This is a genomic window from Corynebacterium sp. HMSC074C01, assembly GCF_001814605.1.
Lineage (GTDB): Bacteria > Actinomycetota > Actinomycetes > Mycobacteriales > Mycobacteriaceae > Corynebacterium.
This window is the reverse complement of record NZ_KV817280.1, coordinates 183,548-202,900: the sequence shown is the minus strand read 5'-3', so window position 1 is coordinate 202,900 and position 19,353 is coordinate 183,548. Positions and strand designations below refer to the sequence as shown.

Here is a 19,353-nt window from a genome sequence, read left to right as displayed (position 1 = left end):
TAGCGATGTAGACTGAGCAACCATGATTACACGTCTTTCTGAGCTTTTCCTCCGCACTCTTCGTGAGGATCCGGCTGATGCCGAAGTCCCCAGCCACAAGCTTCTCGTCCGCGCAGGTTATGTGCGCCGCGTTGCGCCGGGTGTGTACACCTGGCTGCCACTGGGGCTGCGTGCCATGCGCAAGATTGAAGACGTTATCCGTCAGGAGATGAACGCCATCGGCGGCCAGGAGATGCTCTTTCCGGCGCTGCTGCCGCGCGAGCCTTATGAGGAGTCGAACCGCTGGACGGAATACGGCGATAACCTGTTCCGTCTTAAGGACCGCAAGGGTGCGGACATGCTGCTGGGCCCGACCCACGAGGAGATGTTCACCACCGCGGTGAAGGATATGTACTCCTCCTACAAGGATTTCCCGGTTACGCTGTACCAGATCCAGACGAAGTACCGCGATGAGGAGCGCCCGCGCGCCGGCGTGCTGCGCGGCCGCGAGTTCACCATGAAGGATTCCTATTCCTTCGACATGACGGATGAGGGGCTCGATGAGTCCTATGCCCGCCACCGCAAGGCTTACCAGAACATTTTTGACCGCCTGGAGATCGATTACGCGATTTGCAAGGCCACCTCTGGTGCGATGGGTGGCTCGGCCTCCGAGGAATTCCTCGCTGTGTCTGAGGTGGGTGAGGATACCTTCGTTCGCGCCACGGAGGGAGACTACGCTGCCAACGTGGAAGCAGTAGTGACCCAGGCGCCGGAGGAGATTCCCTTCGACGGTCTGCCGGAGGCACAGGAGCACGAAACCCCGGACGCCGAGACCATTGAGTCCCTGGTGGAGTGGGCTAAGGACGCCGGCATTACTGTCGACGGCCACGAGGTCACCGCAGCGGACACCCTCAAGTGCATGATGATCAAGGTGGCCGCCCCCGCAGCCACGGAGGAAGAGAAGGAATGGGAGCTCGCCGCCGTCCTCATTCCGGGTGACCGCGAGCTGGATGAAAAGCGCCTGGAGGCTTCGCTTGAACCGGCAGAGTTCGAGCTTGCCAGCGATGAGGACTTCAAGAAGACCGACTTCCTGGTCAAGGGCTATGTCGGTCCACGTGCGCTTAACGCTCACGACGTGAAGGTATATGCCGACCCGCGCGTAGTTTCCGGTTCGTCGTGGATTACTGGCGCGGATGCCCCGAACCGCCACGTGGTGGGCTGCGTTGCCGGCCGTGACTTCACCGTTGATGAATTTATTGAGGCCGCGGAGGTCAAGGAGGGTGACCCGGCGCCGAATGGTCAGGGCACTCTGACCCTGGAGCGCGGCATTGAACTTGGTCATATCTTCCAGTTGGGCCGCAAGTACACCGAGGCTTTCGACGTGCAGATTCTGGACGAAAACGGCAAGCGCGCCGTGCCGACCATGGGCTCCTACGGCATTGGCGTTACGCGCATGCTCGCCGTGTTGGCGGAGCAGCGCCATGACGAGAAGGGCCTCAACTGGCCGGTGGCTGTGGCCCCGTACCAGGTGCACGTGGCCGTGGCCAACAAGGATGCCGCTGCCTTGGAGGCGGGCCAGAAGCTGGTGGAGGACCTGGACCGCGCGGGCGTCGAGGTGCTTTTCGACGACCGCCCCAAGGTCTCCCCGGGCGTGAAGTTCAAGGATGCCGAGCTCCTGGGCATGCCGTTCATTGCCATCTTGGGCCGCGCATTTGCCGATGGCATCATTGAGCTGCGCATCCGCGGCGGCGAGACCCGTGAGGTCCCCGCAGATTCCATCGTGGACACCTTAACGGAGCTCATCCGCGGCTAGGTGCGTTAAGCGCGTAGGCTCGCGGGTATGAGTTCTCACAACCCCGCACTGACATATTCAATGGCTGCAGCACTCTCTGCCATGGGAGTGCTGCATTTTGCTAAGCCGAAGCCCTTCGAGTCCATCATCCCGCCACAACTTCCAGGGTCGGCTCGCTTCTACAACTTAACCTCTGGCGCCTGGGAAGTGGTGACCGGTGCACTCCTGGCGAACCCATCGACGCGGCCTGCAGGCGGCCTTTCAGCCCTAGCTTTGCTCGCCGCCGTGTGGCCGGCGAACTTCTACCAGGCCTACAGGGACTTAGAAAGCGGCAAGGCATCAACCGGCAAGAAGATCTACCACGCGGTGCGTCTGCCGTTGCAGATTCCGGTCATGCGCTATGCCTGGTCGCTGTACGCCGAAAAGAACGCCAAACGTCGGTAGCTCAGGAAAATCGAGCCCGCGAGGGAGGAATTAAGCTGCACTGATGCGGTGAGATTGGGCGGCTACAGAAATAAGCCAGCTTCGCCATTCAGCATTGGGTGCCGCTTGGTCAGGCACCTCCTGTGAGGCGGCGGAGGTCCATGTCACCGTGTCACTATGCGCGACGTAGTCAAGGAACGCGCGCGCTGAGTCGGCGTCTACGGGCAGCTCACCGGAGGACGAGGTGTAGGCCGCTGCGGGCTGTGGCACTGGTCCGATTTTGGCTACTGCTTCTTGGAGCGCGAGGACGCGGTTCTCGTGCAGAGCGAGGCGCTCATCAACCAGCTCTTCGACGTCAGGTGTGACATAGGAACGAGCAAAGTCCAACGCATACACCTGCTGGTATTCCCAGTCCAAGAGTTTGGTGGCGAGGTCAGCGTCATCCTCCGTCAGGTCCGGCACAGCGCCCGGTTCATCGGTGGAGCGGGCCTCCATTGCGATGGCTTGGGCGACGAGCAGGGGCCGAGATTCCGGGGAGACCGCGTCAAGCTGCTCTTCAGTCGATGAAGAAGCTGCGGCAAGCACGGCAGCCGCATCAGTGGCCTCGTGTGCTTCACCCTCACGATTCACTTCGCAGGAGCGCGGAACGTGTCCTTCCTCGTCGCGGCCGCAGAGGCGCTCAATTTCGGAGTAAAGCTCGTCTGCGTGCTGCGCGCGCAGGGCAGCGGCATCCGCATCAATCTCTTCCAAGGCGAGAGCATCCGCGCTGGCGGATTGAGCAAGCGACGTGAGGGAGGGGTCTGCGTGGGGGCCAAAATAATCCACGATCGCGTCGGTGGCTTGGCAGCCGCCCAGCCAGGGGGCAACGCAAGCAAGCAGGGTGGGGATAACTACTCGGCGGTTCACGCGATAGACCCTACCCGTGTGACCTAGTCTAGAGCGCATGGCATTCCCAACACCCGCGCAACTAACCGAAATTCTGCAGCCTGTCGCCGCCGCACGCGGCCTCGACATCGAAGATGTGAAGACCACGCGAGCTGGTAAGAAGTCTCAGGTCATCATCCGCATCGATGGCGATGAGCGCCCGAGCTCCGATCTTATCGAGGAGCTCTCGCAGGAGATCTCTGCGCTCTTTGACGCTCAGGAAGAAGCGGGCACCCTCAACTTCGGTGCCGGCTACACCCTAGAGGTATCCACGCCAGGAGTGGACTTTCCGCTCAGCGCCCCGCGCCATTGGCGCCGCAACCAAGGAAGGCTCGTTGGCTATGCGCTGGCCGAGGAGCCTGGCACCACCCGCGTCGCCCGTATCGGTGCCCTGTCCGAGGATGAAGAATCCGTGGCGCTTATCACGACGGTGAAGAAGGAGGTGCGCTATCAGATCGAACGATTGGAAAACCTAAGCCGTGCAGTGGTAGAAATTGAATTTGCTCAACCTTCAGCAATGGAGCTGGAGGCGGCTATGCAGACGTTCGACTTCGCCGAGCAGAACTCGGCAACCCGAGAGGACTAACAAGTGAATATTGACCTAGAGGCACTCCGTACGATTCAGCGCGAGCGCGGCGTCCCCGTGAAGGACTTGCTCGAAGCTATCGCGGGTGCCCTTTTGTATTCCTACCTGGACCACCGTGCGGAATCCGCTGAGACAAAGGCGGAAGGCACGAAGTCGCGCGTAGACATTGACGCCGACAGCGGCGCCGTCACTGTCATCGTGACCGAAAGTGATCCGGAGACCGGAGAGGTTATCAGCGAGTACGATGACACCCCGGACAACTTTGGGCGCATCGGCGCGCAGGCGGTCCGCGATGCCATCCTGCGCAAGTTGCGCGAGAACGAGGCTGAGCGAACCTATGATTCCTATTCTGAGCTGACCGGAACGGTGGTGTCGGGCGTCGTCCAGCGCGATATCCACGCCAACAAGCGCGGCGTCGTTGTGGTGCAATTGGGCACCGAACACGATTCCCAGGATGCTTTCCTGTTGCCTGCTGAGCAGCTGCCGGGGGAGAAGCTGGAGCACGGTGACCGCGTCAAGGCCTATGTCGTGGGTGTGAACCGTAACGGTGCCAAGGTGCAGATCACGTTGTCGCGCACTCACCCGGAGTTGGTTCGCGGACTCTTTGAGCTGGAGGTTCCGGAGGTCGCCGACGGTGCGGTCGAGATTATCGCCATCGCTCGCGAGGCTGGCCACCGCTCCAAGATCTCCGTTCGCGGCCACGCCAAGGGCCTCAACGCCAAGGGTGCGTGTATCGGCCCGAAGGGCTCCCGCGTCAGCAACGTGATGCGTGAACTCGGTGGTGAGAAGATTGACATCATTGATTTCAACGAAGACCCAGCCGTGTACGTGGGCAATGCTCTCGCCCCGTCGAAGGTCGTGCGCGTAGAAATCCTCGACGAGGAAGCGCAGGTGGCCAAGGTCACCGTGCCGGATTACCAGCTCTCGCTCGCTATCGGCAAGGAAGGCCAGAACGCTCGCCTCGCAGCTCGCCTGACCGGATGGAAGATTGATATTCACTCCGATGCCGCTCGGGACTAGCTTTCCGAGCAGCCTACGGTGGAATTAAAGGTTTGGCCTATTTTCGCGTAGACTAGACAACGGCCCACATGCAGGAATGCTGTGGCGTAGCAGCAGTAGCGATATGACCTAAGGAGTTGGATGTCTCAAGGACAGCGTCTCCGCACTTGTATCGCTACGCGCCAAAAGCATCCCGACACGGAACTGCTGAGGGTTGTCGCCGATAAGGGCGATCCCTCAGGGCGCCGTGTCGTTCCGGATCCCGGCCGCCGCCTTCCTGGAAGGGGAGCGTGGATAAGGCCTGATCTGGAAGCAGTAGAGCTGGCGGAGCGAACCCGTGCCTTCAGGCGCGCGCTCCGATTGTCCACAGACGTGGACACAGGTCACGTACGTGAGTACCTCGCTGCCAGGCAGCAGGTGCAGTCGGCGGGCAACAGCCCGTGCGACCCAGAGTTAAAAAGGAAGACCGAACACTGATGAGCGCACAACCATGAAGCAGCATCAGCGATGAAAGTCCATAGCCATTAACTAGGGGTCAGGCCGTATTCCGCGGCCTTGGCTCCTAGAAAGATTAAAGAGGAGACAAGTGCCCGGAAAGCTACGTGTACACGAGTTGGCAAAGCAGCTCGGCGTAACCAGCAAGGAACTACTCGCCACGCTGAAGGAACAAGGCGAGTTCGTCAAGACCGCATCCTCGACCATCGAACCCCCGGTGATCAAGAAGATGCGTGCACACTACGAAGCTAAGGGTGGCGAGGACAAGGCAGCGGAGAAGAACGCGCCGGCAGCCACCCCAGCTTCTGCTGCCAAGAAGCCGGCAGAGAAGAAGCCTGCCGCTGCAGCAAAGCCAGGCCCGAAGCCAAGCGCCGCCCCTAAGCCCGGTGCTGCCCCGAAGCCGGGTGGCGCCCCGAAGCCGGGTGCCACGCCAAAGCCCAGTGGCGCACCGAAGCCTGGGGCACAGCGCAAGAACAACGAGAAGGGCGGCGAGCGCGCTGTCACTCCGCGCAGCATGCCGAAGCCTGGCGGCACCCGCCGCGTGGCCAACAACCCGTTCTCCACGGGTAGCTCCAGCGATCGTCCGAGCCCCGGACCTCGCCCAGGCGGTACCAAGGGACAGCGCTCCGCTGGCAAGCCCGGTGATAACCGTGGCGGCAAGGGCGGCGCACGCCCGCAGGGCGATGGCAACCGCAGCGGAGGACGTCGTCCTTCGCCGGCAATGATGCCTTCGCACCCGAACCCGGCCAGCATGCCGTCGAAGGCCGCTGGTAGCGGCGGCGGTGGTCGTGGTCGCGGCGGCCGCGGTGGCGGGCCCGGCCACGGCGGTCCTGGCCACGGTGGTTTCCGTGGACGCGGCGGTCGTCGCGGTGGCACCGCCGGTGCATTCGGCCGTCCGGGTGGCGCACCGCGTCGCGGAAAGAAGTCGAAGCGTCAGAAGCGCCATGAGTTTGAAGAGCAGCAGAAGCATGAGGTAGGCGGCGTACGTCTGCCTGACGGCGGCGGTAAGGTCGTACGCCTGCGTCGCGGTGCTTCCCTGGCTGACTTCGCTGAGAAGATTGGTGCAGATCCTGCAGCATTGGTGCAGGCACTGTTCAACCTCGGTGAGATGGTGACTGCTACGGCTTCTGTCTCCGAAGACACCCTGCAGCTGCTGGGTTCGGAGATTAACTACGAGGTCCAGGTCGTCTCCCCTGAGGATGAGGACCGCGAGCTGCTCGAGTCCTTCGACCTGCAGTTCGGCGAGGACGAGGGTGGCGAAGAGGCACTTGAGAAGCGCCCGCCAGTTGTGACCGTGATGGGTCACGTTGACCACGGTAAGACTCGCCTTCTTGACACCATTCGTAAGACCAACGAGGGTGCCGGCGAGGCCGGTGGCATTACCCAGGGAATCGGCGCCTACCAAACCACGGTGGACCTCGAGGATGGTCCTCGCACCATCACCTTCCTGGATACCCCGGGTCACGAGGCCTTCACCGCCATGCGTGCTCGCGGTGCTAAGTCCACCGACTTGGCCATCCTGGTGGTTGCCGCCGATGACGGCGTGATGCCGCAGACCATCGAGGCAATCAACCACGCGAAGGCAGCAGACATCCCTGTGGTTGTCGCGGTCAACAAGATTGATAAGCCGGAGGCTTCCCCGGACAAGATCCGTGGTCAGCTCACTGAGTACGGACTGGTTCCGGAAGAGTACGGTGGCGACACGATGTTCGTGGATATCTCCGCGAAGAACAACATCAACATTGATGATCTGCTCGAAGCCGTCATCCTGACGGCGGACGCTGCCTTGGAGCTCACCGCTAACCCGGACATGGATGCGCAGGGTTCTGCCATCGAGGCCCACCTCGACCGCGGCCGCGGTCCGGTGGCTACGGTCATCATCCAGCGCGGTACGCTGCGTATTGGTGATTCCATCGTGGTTGGTGACGCACACGGACGTGTGCGCCGCATGCTCGATGAGTTCGGCAACGACGTGGAAGAGGCAGGCCCGTCCCGCCCGGTCCAGGTGCAGGGTCTTAATGGTGTTCCTGGCGCCGGCGACAACCTCCTGGTTGTTGAGGATGACCGCGTGGCACGCCAGATTGCCGCACAGCGCGATGCTCGCAAGCGTTCTGCTCTGCAGGCAAAGGCTCGCAAGCGCGTCTCCCTCGAGGATCTGGATGCAGTGCTCAAGGAAACCTCGACGCTCAACCTCATCCTCAAGGGCGACAACGCAGGTTCCGTGGAAGCGCTCGAAGATGCCCTGTTGGACATCGAGGTCGACGACGAGGTACAGCTCAACATCATCGACCGTGGTGTGGGTGCGGTGACGCAGACCAACGTCTCCCTGGCTGCCGCTTCGGACGCCATCATCATCGCCTTCAACGTTCGCGCTGAAGGCAAGGCCACCGAGGAAGCCAACGCTGAGGGCGTCGATATCCGCTACTACACGGTGATTTACCGCGCCATCGAAGAGGTTGAGGCAGCGCTGAAGGGCATGCTCAAGCCTATCTACGAGGAGCGCGACACCGGTGCGGCAGAGATCCGCGCGCTGTTCAAGTCCTCCGCCGTCGGCACCATCGCCGGTTGTATGGTCACGGAGGGCAAGGTCAAGCGCAATGGCAAGGTGCGCCTGGTCCGCGACGGAAACGTCATTACCTCCGATGCCAAGATCGAGTCCCTGCGCCACGAGAAGGATGACGCAAACGAGATCAACGCCGGCTACGAGTGCGGTATGGTTCTGTCCTATCCGGATATTCAGGTAGGCGATATCATCCAGGCCTACGAAGAGGTCGAGGTCCCGCGCGACTAAGCGCAAGAAACCTCAGGCAGTGAAGCCCAGCCAGGAAAGATTCTGGCTGGGCTTTCCTCATTTCGGCCGAAAGGTGCAGAATCGGTATCCTAGACTAGTTGCCAGTAACCGTACGTAAAGGAGCTTCACCATGGTTGATCACGCCCGCGCCGCACGCATGGCAAAGCGCATTCAGACAATCGTCGCCAGTGCAATTGAGCGCCAAATTAAGGATCGCCGCCTTGAGCTGGTGACAATCACGGATGCCCGGGTCACGGGTGATCTCCACGACGCCACCGTGTTCTATACGGTGCGTGGTACGGATATCGAGACCGAGCCTGATTATGACCAGGCAGCCGAAGCCCTCACCAGGGCTAAGGGGCAATTGCGCAAGATTGTGGGTGATGAGCTCTCCGTTCGTTTTACGCCGACGCTGTCCTTCGAGCTCGATACTGTCCCCGAGGCCTCCGCGCACATGGAGGAGCTGCTCGCCCGCGCCCGTGCCCGCGATGCGGAGCTAGCCAAGCTGAAGGAAGGTGCACAGCCCGCAGGCGACGCGAACCCGTACAAGACCTCGGACGAGGAAGAGGACTAAGTGTCGCGAACCAACTACGAAGCCGCAGTGGATGCGCTGGTGCAAGCCAGCAGCATTTGCATCATCACGCATTTGCGCCCAGACGCCGACGCCGTCGGCTCGGCAGCCGCCCTTACCCTGGCACTTCGCCAGCGCGGGAAGCAGACCCGCACCGTGATTGGCCAACGCCGTGATATTTCAGCCAACCTGTTTTCCATCCCCACGGTGGATGAGATTGAGTTGGTGGATGAGCTTCCACAAGGTTATGACCTCTATGTCACTGTGGACTGCGGCTCGATAGATAGGACGGGTTCGGTGGCCCAGGAAATCGAAGAAATGGCCGCCGTGGGCCGCGTCCTGTGCATCGACCACCACGCCTCCAACGATGGCTTCGGAGCCATCAATGTCGTGGATCCGGTATGCGAGTCCACCACGGTGGTGCTCCTGGACATCCTGGATAGGCTGTCCATCCAGATCGATCGCGTCATCGCGCACTGCCTGTACGCGGGCCTAGTCACCGATACCGGTAACTTCCGGTGGGGCCGCCCAGCGATGCATGATATCGCTGCGCGCCTGATGCTCTATGGTCTCGATACCAAGCAGATAGCGTTGGAACTCATGGATTCCAGCACGGCCGATGACCTGCAGATGATTGGACGCGTGCTCTCAGGCCTCAGGATTGAGGAAGCAGGGGAGCACCGCCTCGCTGTTCTCTTCGTCCCGCATGAGGAGGTCAGCTCCCACGCCGATTCCGCGATTGAATCTTTCGTCGATTATGTCCGAGCCTTGAAGGGCACTGACATCGGCGTGGTCTTCAAGGAGCAAGCGCCTGATGTGTGGGCGGTGTCCCTGCGTTCCTCCGCCGTCAACTGTGCGGAAGTGGCCCTCACCTTCGGCGGCGGCGGGCATATTCCGGCTGCAGGTTATACCGCGCATGGAAACCCCGAGGAGGTTATCGCGCAGCTGGTAGGTGCGTTGTCCTAGATGGTTTCCGAGCAACCAGTGAAGGTTTCTGCCGCTGAGGTCTTCCGCCTCGCCCTTCCTGCTCTGGGCGTTCTGGCGGCCATGCCGCTGTATTTATTGCTGGATACTGCGGTCGTCGGCCGTTTGGGGGCGGAGGATTTGGCCTCGCTTGGCGCAGCGGCCACGCTCCATTCGGTGGTTACCACCCAATTAACCTTTCTGTCTTATGGCACGACCGCGCGTGCGTCACGGCTGTTCGGCGCGGGGAAGCGCGAGGAGGCCGTCGCCGAGGGGGTGCAGGCAACGTGGGTTGCCGTGGGCGTTGGGATGGTGCTCGCCGTCATCATGTGGCTCTTCGCCGGGGTCTTTGCCACCTGGTTGACGGGTAACCCGGATACAGCGCGGGGGACCGCACAGTGGTTGCGGATTGCGGCCGTCGCCATTCCTTTTACCCTCATCAACATGGCCGGCAACGGCTGGATGCGAGGTGTTCAAAACACCCGCAAGCCCCTCTACTTCACCCTGGCAGGTATGGTTCCCGGCGCCATCGCGGTGCCTATTTTCGTGCATGTGTGGGGGCTTGCAGGTTCCGCCCTGGCCACGGTGCTGGGGATGGGGATTATCGCGGCGTTCTTCGTAGCGGAGCTGCGTCGCGAGCATACCGGCTCGTGGGAGATTCGGTGGAGCGTGGTTCGTCGGCAGCTAGTGCTGGGACGTGACCTCATTGTGCGTTCGCTGAGCTTCCAAGTGGCGTTTCTGTCAGCGGCGGCCGTGGCCTCGCGTATCGGCACGGCGCAGCTCGCCGCGCATCAAATCATGATGCAGATGTGGAATTTCCTGTCCCTCGTTCTGGATTCCCTCGCGATCGCTGCCCAAGCCTTGACCGGCGCGGCATTGGGAGCGGGATCAGCGCGCTATGCCCGCACGGTGGGAACCAAGGTAACGCTCTACTCGACGTCCTTCTCCCTCGCGCTGGCAGCGGTACTGGGCCTTGGCTCCGCTTTTATCCCACGGATTTTTACCACGAGCCCGGAGGTCCTAGAGGTCATCTCCGGCCCCTGGTGGGTTATGACCTTCCTCGTCATTATTGGCGGCGTCGTCTTCGCCTTGGACGGCGTCCTCCTGGGGGCTGGGGACGCGGCCTTCCTCCGCACGCTCACCCTCGCTTCGGTGCTTCTAGGCTTCCTTCCCGGCGTCTGGTTGGCCTTTGTTTTCGACACCGGCTTGACCGGGGTGTGGGGCGGTATTGCCGCGTTCATCCTCATCCGCATGGTGGGCGTGGTCTGGCGCTTCTACTCCATGCGGTGGGCGCGGGTCTAAGCCTGTGGTAGAAGTAGAGGGACTGTTCGTATGAAGGAGGCGCTATGACCACTTTGTGGGCCGTCTCCGATCTCCACGCGGCGGTGCGTGTGAACGGGGAACGTATCGATGAACTTGTCCCGCCGAACCCCAACGATTGGCTGATTGTTGCCGGCGACGTGGCCGAGCGCATTGACCTTGTTATCAACACCTTGGCGCGGCTAAAGAACCGCTACGCCACCGTCATTTGGGTGCCCGGCAACCACGAGCTCTTCTCCCGCGGCCAGGACGCCTACCAGGGGCGCTCGAAATACGATCGCCTCGTTGAAGGCTGCCGGGAAATTGGCGTGATCACCCCGGAGGATCCGTTTCCGGTATTTGGAGGGGTCACGGTGGTCCCGCTGTTTACGCTCTACGATTACAGCTTCCGTCCACCAGGCACCACGGTGGAACAGGCGCTGGCGAGTGCGAAGGAGAAGCAGATCGTCATGACTGATGAATTTGCTATCGCCCCCTTCGTCGATGTGCGCGCGTGGTGCTGGGACCGCCTGGCCTATTCGATCAAGCGGCTGTCACGCGTCGAGGGTGAAACCGTCCTCATTAACCATTGGCCGCTGGTGCAGGAGCCGACGCTCTATTTGCGCTGGCCCGAAGTGGCCTTGTGGTGCGGCACCCGCCATACGCGTTCTTGGCCGCGGCGCTATAACGCTAAGGCAGTGATTTATGGTCACCTCCACATGCCTAATCGCGCCAACGTTGACGGGGTAGACCACATTGAGGTGTCCCTGGGCTATCCGCGTGAGTGGCAGGCGCATGGCGGTCTTCAGTCCTGGCCGTACCCGGTGCTTACCATCGATGAGAAGACGGGGAGGGCCGAGCATGCTTGAGCCTTCTCTCTTCCCCGAGTCAGCGCGCTTTTGTTATGTGCGTACAGATGAGTCGATGACCAACCTTCTCAACTACCACCACCTATCCCCGGAAGAACGTTCTGTGGTCTCCCAGGCCGTGGACGTCCGCAAATCCGAGTTTGGGGATGCCCGCTGGTGTGCTCACCAGGCCTTGAAGGAACTCAACTACACAGGTGATGAACCTATTCTGCGCGGTGAGCGGGGCATGCCATTGTGGCCGGAGGGCTATACCGGATCGATGACGCACACCGAAGGTCTGCGCGCAGCTGTGGCAGCTCCCGCCACGCACGTGCGCTCTATGGGGCTTGACGCCGAGCCGGCGGAGCCTCTTCCGGAGCACGTGTTGACGATGATCGCGCGGCCAGGGGAGATGCCGCAGTTGGCGCAGTTGCACGCAGCCGGAATTTCCTGCCCGGACCGCCTCTTGTTCTGTGCGAAGGAAGCGACCTACAAGACGTGGTTCCCCATGACTCGCCGCTGGCTCGATTTTGACCAGGCCGAGATCGATCTGCGCCTCGACGGCACTTTAGTTTCCTACCTTTTGGCGCGGCCGACCCCGGTGCCCTTCATTACTGGGCACTGGATAATCAGGGATGGCTATGTCATCGTTGCCACCGCTGTCCCCGCGCTTAACTTTGACCGTTAAAGCAGGCAACTACAGCGTCGAGGGGCGCGCAACAAAAACTGTGGCCAGGCGCTTTCCCTTTTCCTTAATCAGAGCGATGGAACGGCCCTGCGGATCTACGGCCGCGTAAGTACCTTTCAGCCCGCGCGGCTCCAACCATTTGCCCATGGCCAAGGCCTGGGCCTCATCGTCGGTGACCTCCAAGACCGGATAGCTGCGGGCGAGTGCCTCATCAAGGCTTAAGGACAGCTGCGGGGAGTCTTCGAGCGCAGAGAGGGGGAGGGCGTCGTTAAGCGTAAAAGGCCCTACCTCCGTGCGGCGCAGCGCGGTGAGATGCCCGCCGACGCCGAGCGCTTCTCCCAAATCCCGAGCCAGCGAGCGGATGTAGGTGCCCGAAGAACAGGCCACCGACACGTCCAGATCGATGAACTCTCCGGTGCGCCGCGTATCGAGGATATCGAAGCGGCTGACCGTTACCGGGCGAGCTGGAATCTCAATTTCTTCGCCCGCACGCACCCGTTCGTGGGCACGTTTGCCATCCACCTTGATGGCGGACACCGCTGCCGGACGCTGCATAATATCGCCGGTCAAGGCAGCAATTTCGTGCGCAATGTCTGAGTCTTCCACAGCGGTTGCCGGTTTGCCCCACGTTGTTTCCCCCTCCGCGTCGTCGGTGTGGGTTGCCATGCCCAGGCGAATCGTGGCGTCATAAGCTTTGGTGGAGGCCACCATGTGGGCAAGAAATTTGGTGCCGCGCTCGATGCCTACGACGAGCACTCCAGTAGCCATCGGATCAAGCGTGCCCGCGTGCCCCACCTTGCGGGTGTGGAAGAAGCGGCGGAGTTTTCCCACGACGTCGTGCGAGGTCATGCCGGCGGGTTTATCGACGACCACGAGGCCGGAACGTTCGAGCGGATCAGTCATGCCCTGCAGTCTAGGGCACCGGCCGCAGTGGGATAGCATGGTGCCCGTGGATATTTGGTACGGAATCGATAGCATCCCTGCTGACCTTGGCTCGACCTCGGTGACGATTGGCGTCTTCGACGGCCTGCACCGCGGACACCAACAGCTCGTGACGAAGGCCGTCGAGCACGCGCGAAGCAATGGCCAGCGCGCCGTCATGGTGACCTTCGATCCGCACCCAGTCTCCGTGTTCTTGCCGGAGCGTGCTCCTCTCTCCGTGATTACGTTTGAGCGCCGTATGCAGCTGGCGGAAGAGATGGGCATCGAGGCCGTTCTCGTCATCGACTTCACCGAAGAACTACGAGGTGTTGGGCCGCGCGAGTACGTGGCAGACCTCCTTGTGGGGCGCTTGCACGCAGAACACGTCGTGGTGGGGGAGAACTTCACGTTCGGCGCGGGTGCGGCCGGCACCGCGGAGGCGCTGGCGGAATTCGGAACCGAGTTCGGTTTCGGCGTTGACATCGTGCCCTTGCTTGACGACGACGGCGAGCGCATCTGCTCCACCAACATCCGCGCCGCTCTTGCCAAGGGCGATATTGCACGCGCGAATTGGGCGCTGGGGCGCCATTTCACAGTGACTGGGCCCGTTGTGCGCGGTGCAGGACGCGGCGGAAAGGAGCTTGGTTTCCCAACCGCCAACCAGTATTTCCCGGAATCCGTCGCCATCCCGGCCGATGGCGTGTACGCGGGCTGGTTCGTAGTCGAGCCCACCGGCGCCCCTCTGGAAGGTGACATGGAGCCCGGCGTTCCTTATCCAGCCGCTATCTCGGTGGGCACGAACCCCACCTTTGGTGACGAGGAGCGTTCGGTGGAGTCCTTTGTGCTGGACCGCGACGCTGATCTCTACGGCCACGAAGCCACCGTGCACTTTGTTGACCACGTGCGCGACATGGAGAAATTCAATTCCGTGGAGGAACTCCTGGTAGCTATGGAGCGTGACGTTGCCCGAGTTCGTGAGATTCTTGCCCGCGAGGCTTAAATGAAGATCATCCTCGACCTCGACACCGGAATCGACGATGCCCTAGCGCTCGCCTATGCCGTGGCGCACCCCGACCTCGAGCTGATCGGGGTAACGGGTACCTACGGCAACGTGCCGGTGGCTTTGGGAGTGCGCAACTCGCTGGCGTTGCTCGAGCTTCTCGACGCCGAGGAGGTCCCCGTCTTCACCGGCCCGACGCGGCCGGGCTTTCGCGTTGCTCCCATTTCAGCATTCATCCATGGCCGCAACGGCCTTGGGGAAGTACTTCTGCCTCCGCCGCGGCGCAAAGCCTACGACGATGCGGTCGGCTTCCTCATCCGTTCGGTCCGCGAGCATGGCGAGGACCTGGTTATTGTGCCAACGGGGCCGTCGACAAGCATTGCAGCCGCCATGCGCGAGGACCCGGACTTTGCCCGCAACGCCCGCATCGTCATGATGGGCGGCGCGCTAACCGTGCCCGGAAACGTCACTCCTTATGCCGAGGCCAACGTCTTCCAAGATCCCCAAGCCACGGACTATGTCTTTCGCCATGCACAGAACCTCACGATGGTGGGGCTCGATGTCACGTTGCGCACGTTGCTCACCACGGAGCATACGAAGCAGTGGAGGGCCACGCGGACGGGCCGGATCTACGCGGACATCGTGGACTACTACATCCGCGCCTATAAAACGACGTCTCCGCACCTTGGTGGTTGCGGGCTCCACGACCCTTTAGCGGTAGCAGTGGCAGCCGATCCTTCGCTGGTCACCTGCCTCGACCTGAATCTGCGGTGTGAGGAGAACGGGCGCACGATCGGTGACCCGGAACGCCTTAACGACCCCACCACTCGCGTGGCCGTTGCTGTCGATGACGCGCGCTTCGTCGATGATTTGATGTCGAAGCTGGGCAGCCTCTATACTTCTACTTCGGCTTGCTGACTGCGGTCCACAGTAGTCACGGGCAGCGCCACCAAGGCGCAACATTTCATGTGGACTGAAATACAATAGGAGATTTTTCCATGGCTTTGAGCACCGAGAAGAAGGCTGAAATCCTCAAGGAGTATGGCCTGCACGAGACCGACACTGGTTCCCCGGAGGCACAGGTTGCGCTGCTGACTTCCCGCATCAACAACCTGACCGAGCACCTCAAGGACCACAAGCACGATCACCACTCCCGTCGTGGTCTGCTGCTCATGGTTGGTCGCCGTCGTGGCCTGCTGAAGTACCTGGCTGCTAACGACGTTGACCGTTACCGCGACCTGATTTCTCGCCTGGGTCTGCGCCGCTAAGCGCTGAACTTTTCAACCCCCGCACCTTGTGTGCGGGGGTTTTCTTGTCCCATCTGCTAAAATCCTTGGGCGTTGTCAAAAACATCGAAGAAGAGGCGGCACCGAAGATCGCCATGACAGCTCCAAGGAGAGTTTCATACATGAGCGCTAAGAACGCTAAGAAGCAACCAAACAATTCCGTCGAGTTTCTTATCGACGACGATTACGGAATCACCGAGGCCATCGCCACCCTGGATAACGGCGATTTCGGCACTCGCACCATCCGTTTTGAGACGGGCCAGCTGGCTCGCCAGGCCGGTGGCTCCGTGACCACTTATCTGGACGAGGACACCATGCTGCTGTCCACGACCACCGCTTCTAACCAGCCGCGCGAAGGTTTCGACTTCTTCCCGCTAACCGTGGACGTCGAGGAGCGCATGTACGCCGCGGGTAAGATCCCGGGCTCTTTCTTCCGCCGCGAGGGCCGTCCCTCTACTGAGGCTATTTTGGCCTGCCGCCTCATCGACCGCCCGCTGCGCCCGACCTTCGTGAAGGGCTTGCGCAACGAGGTTCAGGTCGTTGTCACGGTCCTCTCCATGGACCCGGAGGAGTACTACGACGTCGTTGCCATCAACGGCGCTTCCGCTTCCACCCAGCTCTCCGGCCTGCCGGTATCCGGCCCGGTGGGCGGCGTGCGCATGGCACTGATTGCTGATGATAAGCACCCGAAGGGCCAGTGGGTGGCCTTCCCGAACAACGAGCAGCACGAGCGTGCTCTTTTCGAGATGGTCGTGGCCGGCCGCATCGTGAAGAAGGGCCGCAAGGACGACGTAGCCATCATGATGGTCGAGGCCGGCGCTGGTGTGAACGTAGCCGAGCGCATCAAGGAAGGCGCACCGGCTCCGCAGGAGTCCACCGTGGCTGAGGGCCTGGAGGCGGCGAAGCCTTTCATCAAGTCTTTGTGCGAGGCGCAGGCCGGTCTGGCTGAGCGTGCTGCCAAGGAGACGCAGGAGTTCCCGCTCTTCCCGCCCTACGGTGATGATGTCTACGTGGCTGTTGAGAAGGCTGCAACCAAGAAGCTGGAGAAGCTGCTTACCATCCCGGGCAAGCAAGACCGCGACGATGCCACCAACGACTACATGGAGCAGGTCGAGGCTAAGCTCATCGAAGACTTTGATGACCTCGATGAGGCCGATGCATCCAAGCAGATCCGCAACGCTTTCAACGCCGTGATGAAGGACATCGTGCGCACCAAGATCCTCACTGAGGGCTTCCGCATCGATGGCCGTGGTGTGACCGATATCCGTGACCTCGGCGTGGAGGTTGACCTCATCCCGCGTGCTCACGGTTCTTCCCTGTTTGAACGTGGCGAGACCCAGATCCTGGGTGTGACCACTTTGGACATGCTGAAGATGGAGCAGCAGATCGACTCCCTGACCCCAGTGGAGTCCAAGCGTTACATGCACCACTACAACTTCCCGCCGTATTCTACCGGCGAGACCGGTCGCGTAGGCTCCCCGAAGCGCCGCGAGATTGGTCACGGTGCGCTGGCTGAGCGCGCGCTGCTGCCGGTGATCCCCTCCCGTGAGGACTTTCCGTACGCCATCCGCCAGGTGTCTGAGGCCCTCGGCTCGAATGGTTCTACCTCCATGGGCTCCGTCTGCGCATCCACCTTGTCCCTCTACAACGCGGGCGTTCCGCTGAAGGCTCCGGTGGCAGGCATCGCCATGGGCTTGGTTTCTGGTGAAGTTAACGGCAAGGAAAAGTTCGTGGCACTCACGGATATTCTCGGTGCTGAGGATGCCTTCGGCGATATGGACTTCAAGGTTGCCGGTACGTCCGAGTTCATCACCGCCCTGCAGCTGGACACCAAGCTGGATGGCATTCCTTCGCACGTGCTTGCCGACGCCCTCGAACAAGCCCGCGACGCCCGTGCCGCCATCCTCGACACTATGTCTGAGGTCATCGAGGGCCCAGACGAGATGTCTGGCCTGGCACCGCGCATTACCTCGGTGACTATCCCGGTGAACAAGATTGGTGAGCTCATTGGCCCGAAGGGCAAGACCATCAACGCCATCACCGAGGAAACCGGCGCCGATGTCTCCATCGAAGAAGACGGAACTGTGTATATCTCTGCCGCTACCGGTGAAGCAGCTGACGCTGCGATCGACCGCGTGAATAGCATTGCTAACCCGCAGCTGCCGAAGGTGGGCGAGCGCTTCCTCGGCACCGTGGTGAAGACCGTGGCTTTCGGCGCCTTCGTTTCCCTGACCCCGGGTCGTGATGGTCTTGTACACATCTCGAAGCTGGGCGGCGACGAGCGCATTGAGAAGGTCGAGGACGTCGTCAACGTTGGCGATAAGATTCAGGTCGAAATTGCCGACATTGATAATCGCGGCAAAATCTCCCTGGTTCCGGTTGAGGAGGACTAATCCTCAAGCCGCCTAGGAGCTCTACTAGGAAGCTCTATTAGATCGAGGGCCCTGCCCCCAGCAGACATAGCTTGGGGCAGGGTCCCTATCGTTCCACTCCGGGTTAGTCTTGGAAATCGAGTACGAGGCGTTTAGGGTCTTCCAGGAAAGTCACCGAGTACGGCGTCTTCTTGTGCAGACCAATGATTAATTGGGTTTGTGCCTCGAATGAGGTCGTGTATACGACTTCGCTCACCACACCAGTACCGGGTGTAACTCCCGGTTTCATATATCTTTCTTCGAGCTCGGGCGTGGAGGGCCACGGGGTTCCTTCGATCCCCAGATTGAGAAATGTGTTTCCTTCTACCTCAACTGGGTAGCCTGATGCCTGTTGCCGCGGATCGTCGGTATAAGCCGTGAACCACCCCGGCTCACCTTCTCCTTCGAGGTCAACTACCACCCGCGTAAAACCATCGTGAGCACCTACGCGCACGCCCGTCGGGGTGAGGCTACCCAACCGCTCCGGCATGCGGTGTTGGTCTTCGAACGCCGGCATACCCATCCCTGCAAAGGCAGCAACATTGGCGTCCTGCTGTGAGGGAGCAGCTTGCGTTTCACTGGGCGGCGGCTCCGGCGCATCGGTGGCGGTAAAGCTAGAAGGAATTGCACTGAACTGCGGCGCCGGAGTCGTGTCCGCTCCGCGCTCCGCGCATGCGGTTAGCGGCATCACGCATACGGCGCTAACGGCTGCGATGATGGCGACGGAAGAAGATGAGTGCGTCATTCTTTGTTCTCTATTTCTTGAGCTGTACCAGTTGGATGAGGTTTCCTACGGTGTCATCGAAGACGGCGATGATGGAGGGGCCGACGTCGGTAGGCGCCATAGTGAAATGCACTCCCTTTTCAGTGAGCTCGCTATACTCCCTTTCCACGTCTGCGGATAGGAACTGGGTGACAGGGATACCGTCAGTCTTGAGTGCTGCTGCGTAGTCCTTGGCCGCGGGGTGGGCCTTGGGCTCGAGCAGGAGCTTTATATTCCCTTGGTCTTCTGCATTGGTGACTGTGAGCCACCGAAAGTCTCCGTGGGTTACATCGTCCTTGACTCGAAAGCCGAGCGTATCGACATAAAAGTCGTGCGCACGGGAAACATCATCGACGGGTACTGAAGCAATGTAGATCTGCATTCACTCCATCCTAACCGGCATGACTAAGAACAACCGGTCCCAATGCCAGCAGTTGGGGCGAGCCTGGCCGGGCCTCGTCAGATCAGTCGTCGTCTTGTTCGACGACGGTGTTTAGAAGGGGATGTCGTCGGTGTCGGCATCTGTGTCGGTCTTGCTTTTGTTCTCGGCTTCGGCTTTGGCTTTGGTTTGTTGTTGTGTGTAGTCGTCGAGTTCTTGTTTGAGGTGTTGGGCT

Annotated in this window: 19 protein-coding genes; 15 read left to right on the top strand and 4 right to left on the bottom strand. The window is 61.1% G+C overall.

The window, feature by feature from the left end; translation table 11 throughout:
- The first annotated feature begins 22 nt into the window (after positions 1-22).
- Together HMPREF2978_RS07570 and HMPREF2978_RS07565 are read left to right on the top strand one after the other, a co-directional pair.
- The gene (locus tag HMPREF2978_RS07570) at positions 23-1,792 is read left to right on the top strand and encodes a proline--tRNA ligase (RefSeq protein WP_070527062.1); all 1,770 of its coding nucleotides are present in this window, start codon (positions 23-25) and stop codon (positions 1,790-1,792) included.
- A 27-nt stretch (positions 1,793-1,819) separates the two neighbouring features.
- On the top strand, positions 1,820-2,215 hold the full coding sequence (locus tag HMPREF2978_RS07565; protein ID WP_070527065.1) for a DoxX family protein: 396 nt from the start codon (positions 1,820-1,822) through the stop codon (positions 2,213-2,215).
- A gap of 30 nt (positions 2,216-2,245) precedes the next feature.
- On the opposite strand, the gene HMPREF2978_RS07560 is transcribed toward HMPREF2978_RS07565, so the two are convergent.
- Positions 2,246-3,100: a hypothetical protein gene (locus HMPREF2978_RS07560; RefSeq protein WP_070527069.1), complete on the bottom strand. Its 855-nt coding sequence runs from the start codon at positions 3,098-3,100 to the stop codon at positions 2,246-2,248.
- Between the two features lie 37 nt (positions 3,101-3,137).
- On the opposite strand from HMPREF2978_RS07560, the gene rimP reads away from it, so the two are divergent.
- The 9 genes from rimP to HMPREF2978_RS07515 all read left to right on the top strand — a co-directional run bounded on the left by rimP (position 3,138) and on the right by HMPREF2978_RS07515 (position 12,358).
- Entirely contained in the window at positions 3,138-3,704 is a 567-nt protein-coding gene (gene rimP, locus HMPREF2978_RS07555) for a ribosome maturation factor RimP (RefSeq protein WP_070527072.1), read from the top strand.
- A 3-nt stretch (positions 3,705-3,707) separates the two neighbouring features.
- The gene (gene nusA, locus HMPREF2978_RS07550) at positions 3,708-4,724 is read left to right on the top strand and encodes a transcription termination factor NusA (RefSeq protein ID WP_070445649.1); all 1,017 of its coding nucleotides are present in this window, start codon (positions 3,708-3,710) and stop codon (positions 4,722-4,724) included.
- A gap of 120 nt (positions 4,725-4,844) precedes the next feature.
- On the top strand, positions 4,845-5,180 hold the full coding sequence (locus tag HMPREF2978_RS07545) for a YlxR family protein (protein WP_070527075.1): 336 nt from the start codon (positions 4,845-4,847) through the stop codon (positions 5,178-5,180).
- A 109-nt stretch (positions 5,181-5,289) separates the two neighbouring features.
- Entirely contained in the window at positions 5,290-7,989 is a 2,700-nt protein-coding gene (infB, locus tag HMPREF2978_RS07540) for a translation initiation factor IF-2 (protein ID WP_070527078.1), read from the top strand.
- Between the two features lie 130 nt (positions 7,990-8,119).
- On the top strand, positions 8,120-8,563 hold the full coding sequence (gene rbfA / locus HMPREF2978_RS07535) for a 30S ribosome-binding factor RbfA (RefSeq protein WP_070527081.1): 444 nt from the start codon (positions 8,120-8,122) through the stop codon (positions 8,561-8,563).
- Entirely contained in the window at positions 8,564-9,526 is a 963-nt protein-coding gene (locus HMPREF2978_RS07530; protein ID WP_070527084.1) for a DHH family phosphoesterase, read from the top strand.
- A complete protein-coding gene (locus HMPREF2978_RS07525; RefSeq protein WP_070744836.1) occupies positions 9,527-10,825 on the top strand; it encodes an MATE family efflux transporter in 1,299 nt (432 codons plus the stop codon).
- A gap of 44 nt (positions 10,826-10,869) precedes the next feature.
- Positions 10,870-11,691, top strand: a complete 822-nt coding sequence (locus tag HMPREF2978_RS07520) for a metallophosphoesterase family protein (protein ID WP_070527091.1) — start codon at positions 10,870-10,872, stop codon at positions 11,689-11,691.
- Complete coding sequence (locus tag HMPREF2978_RS07515; protein ID WP_070527094.1) at positions 11,684-12,358, top strand: 4'-phosphopantetheinyl transferase family protein; 675 nt, start codon at positions 11,684-11,686, stop codon at positions 12,356-12,358. Before HMPREF2978_RS07520 ends, HMPREF2978_RS07515 begins: the two co-directional genes overlap by 8 nt.
- A gap of 9 nt (positions 12,359-12,367) precedes the next feature.
- On the opposite strand, the gene truB is transcribed toward HMPREF2978_RS07515, so the two are convergent.
- Positions 12,368-13,261 (bottom strand): tRNA pseudouridine(55) synthase TruB, encoded by an 894-nt coding sequence (truB, locus tag HMPREF2978_RS07510; protein WP_070527097.1) that lies wholly within the window; start codon positions 13,259-13,261, stop codon positions 12,368-12,370.
- A gap of 37 nt (positions 13,262-13,298) precedes the next feature.
- Between truB and HMPREF2978_RS13050 the strand changes: the two genes are divergently transcribed.
- The 4 genes from HMPREF2978_RS13050 (at position 13,299) to HMPREF2978_RS07490 (ending at position 17,958) form a co-directional block, all read left to right on the top strand.
- Positions 13,299-14,279: a bifunctional riboflavin kinase/FAD synthetase gene (locus HMPREF2978_RS13050; protein WP_070744833.1), complete on the top strand. Its 981-nt coding sequence runs from the start codon at positions 13,299-13,301 to the stop codon at positions 14,277-14,279.
- Positions 14,280-15,197, top strand: a complete 918-nt coding sequence (locus tag HMPREF2978_RS13045; RefSeq protein ID WP_070527103.1) for a nucleoside hydrolase — start codon at positions 14,280-14,282, stop codon at positions 15,195-15,197.
- Between the two features lie 80 nt (positions 15,198-15,277).
- Positions 15,278-15,547 (top strand): 30S ribosomal protein S15, encoded by a 270-nt coding sequence (rpsO, locus tag HMPREF2978_RS07495; RefSeq protein WP_010190317.1) that lies wholly within the window; start codon positions 15,278-15,280, stop codon positions 15,545-15,547.
- 140 nt (positions 15,548-15,687) lie between these two features.
- Entirely contained in the window at positions 15,688-17,958 is a 2,271-nt protein-coding gene (locus HMPREF2978_RS07490; RefSeq protein WP_070744829.1) for a polyribonucleotide nucleotidyltransferase, read from the top strand.
- A gap of 103 nt (positions 17,959-18,061) precedes the next feature.
- Here the strand turns inward: HMPREF2978_RS07490 and HMPREF2978_RS07485 are convergent, their stop codons facing one another.
- Positions 18,062-18,721, bottom strand: coding sequence for an AMIN-like domain-containing (lipo)protein (locus tag HMPREF2978_RS07485; RefSeq protein WP_070744827.1), 660 nt, complete (start codon positions 18,719-18,721; stop codon positions 18,062-18,064).
- A gap of 10 nt (positions 18,722-18,731) precedes the next feature.
- Positions 18,732-19,121 (bottom strand): VOC family protein, encoded by a 390-nt coding sequence (locus HMPREF2978_RS07480; protein WP_070744825.1) that lies wholly within the window; start codon positions 19,119-19,121, stop codon positions 18,732-18,734.
- Positions 19,122-19,353: the final 232 nt, after the last annotated feature.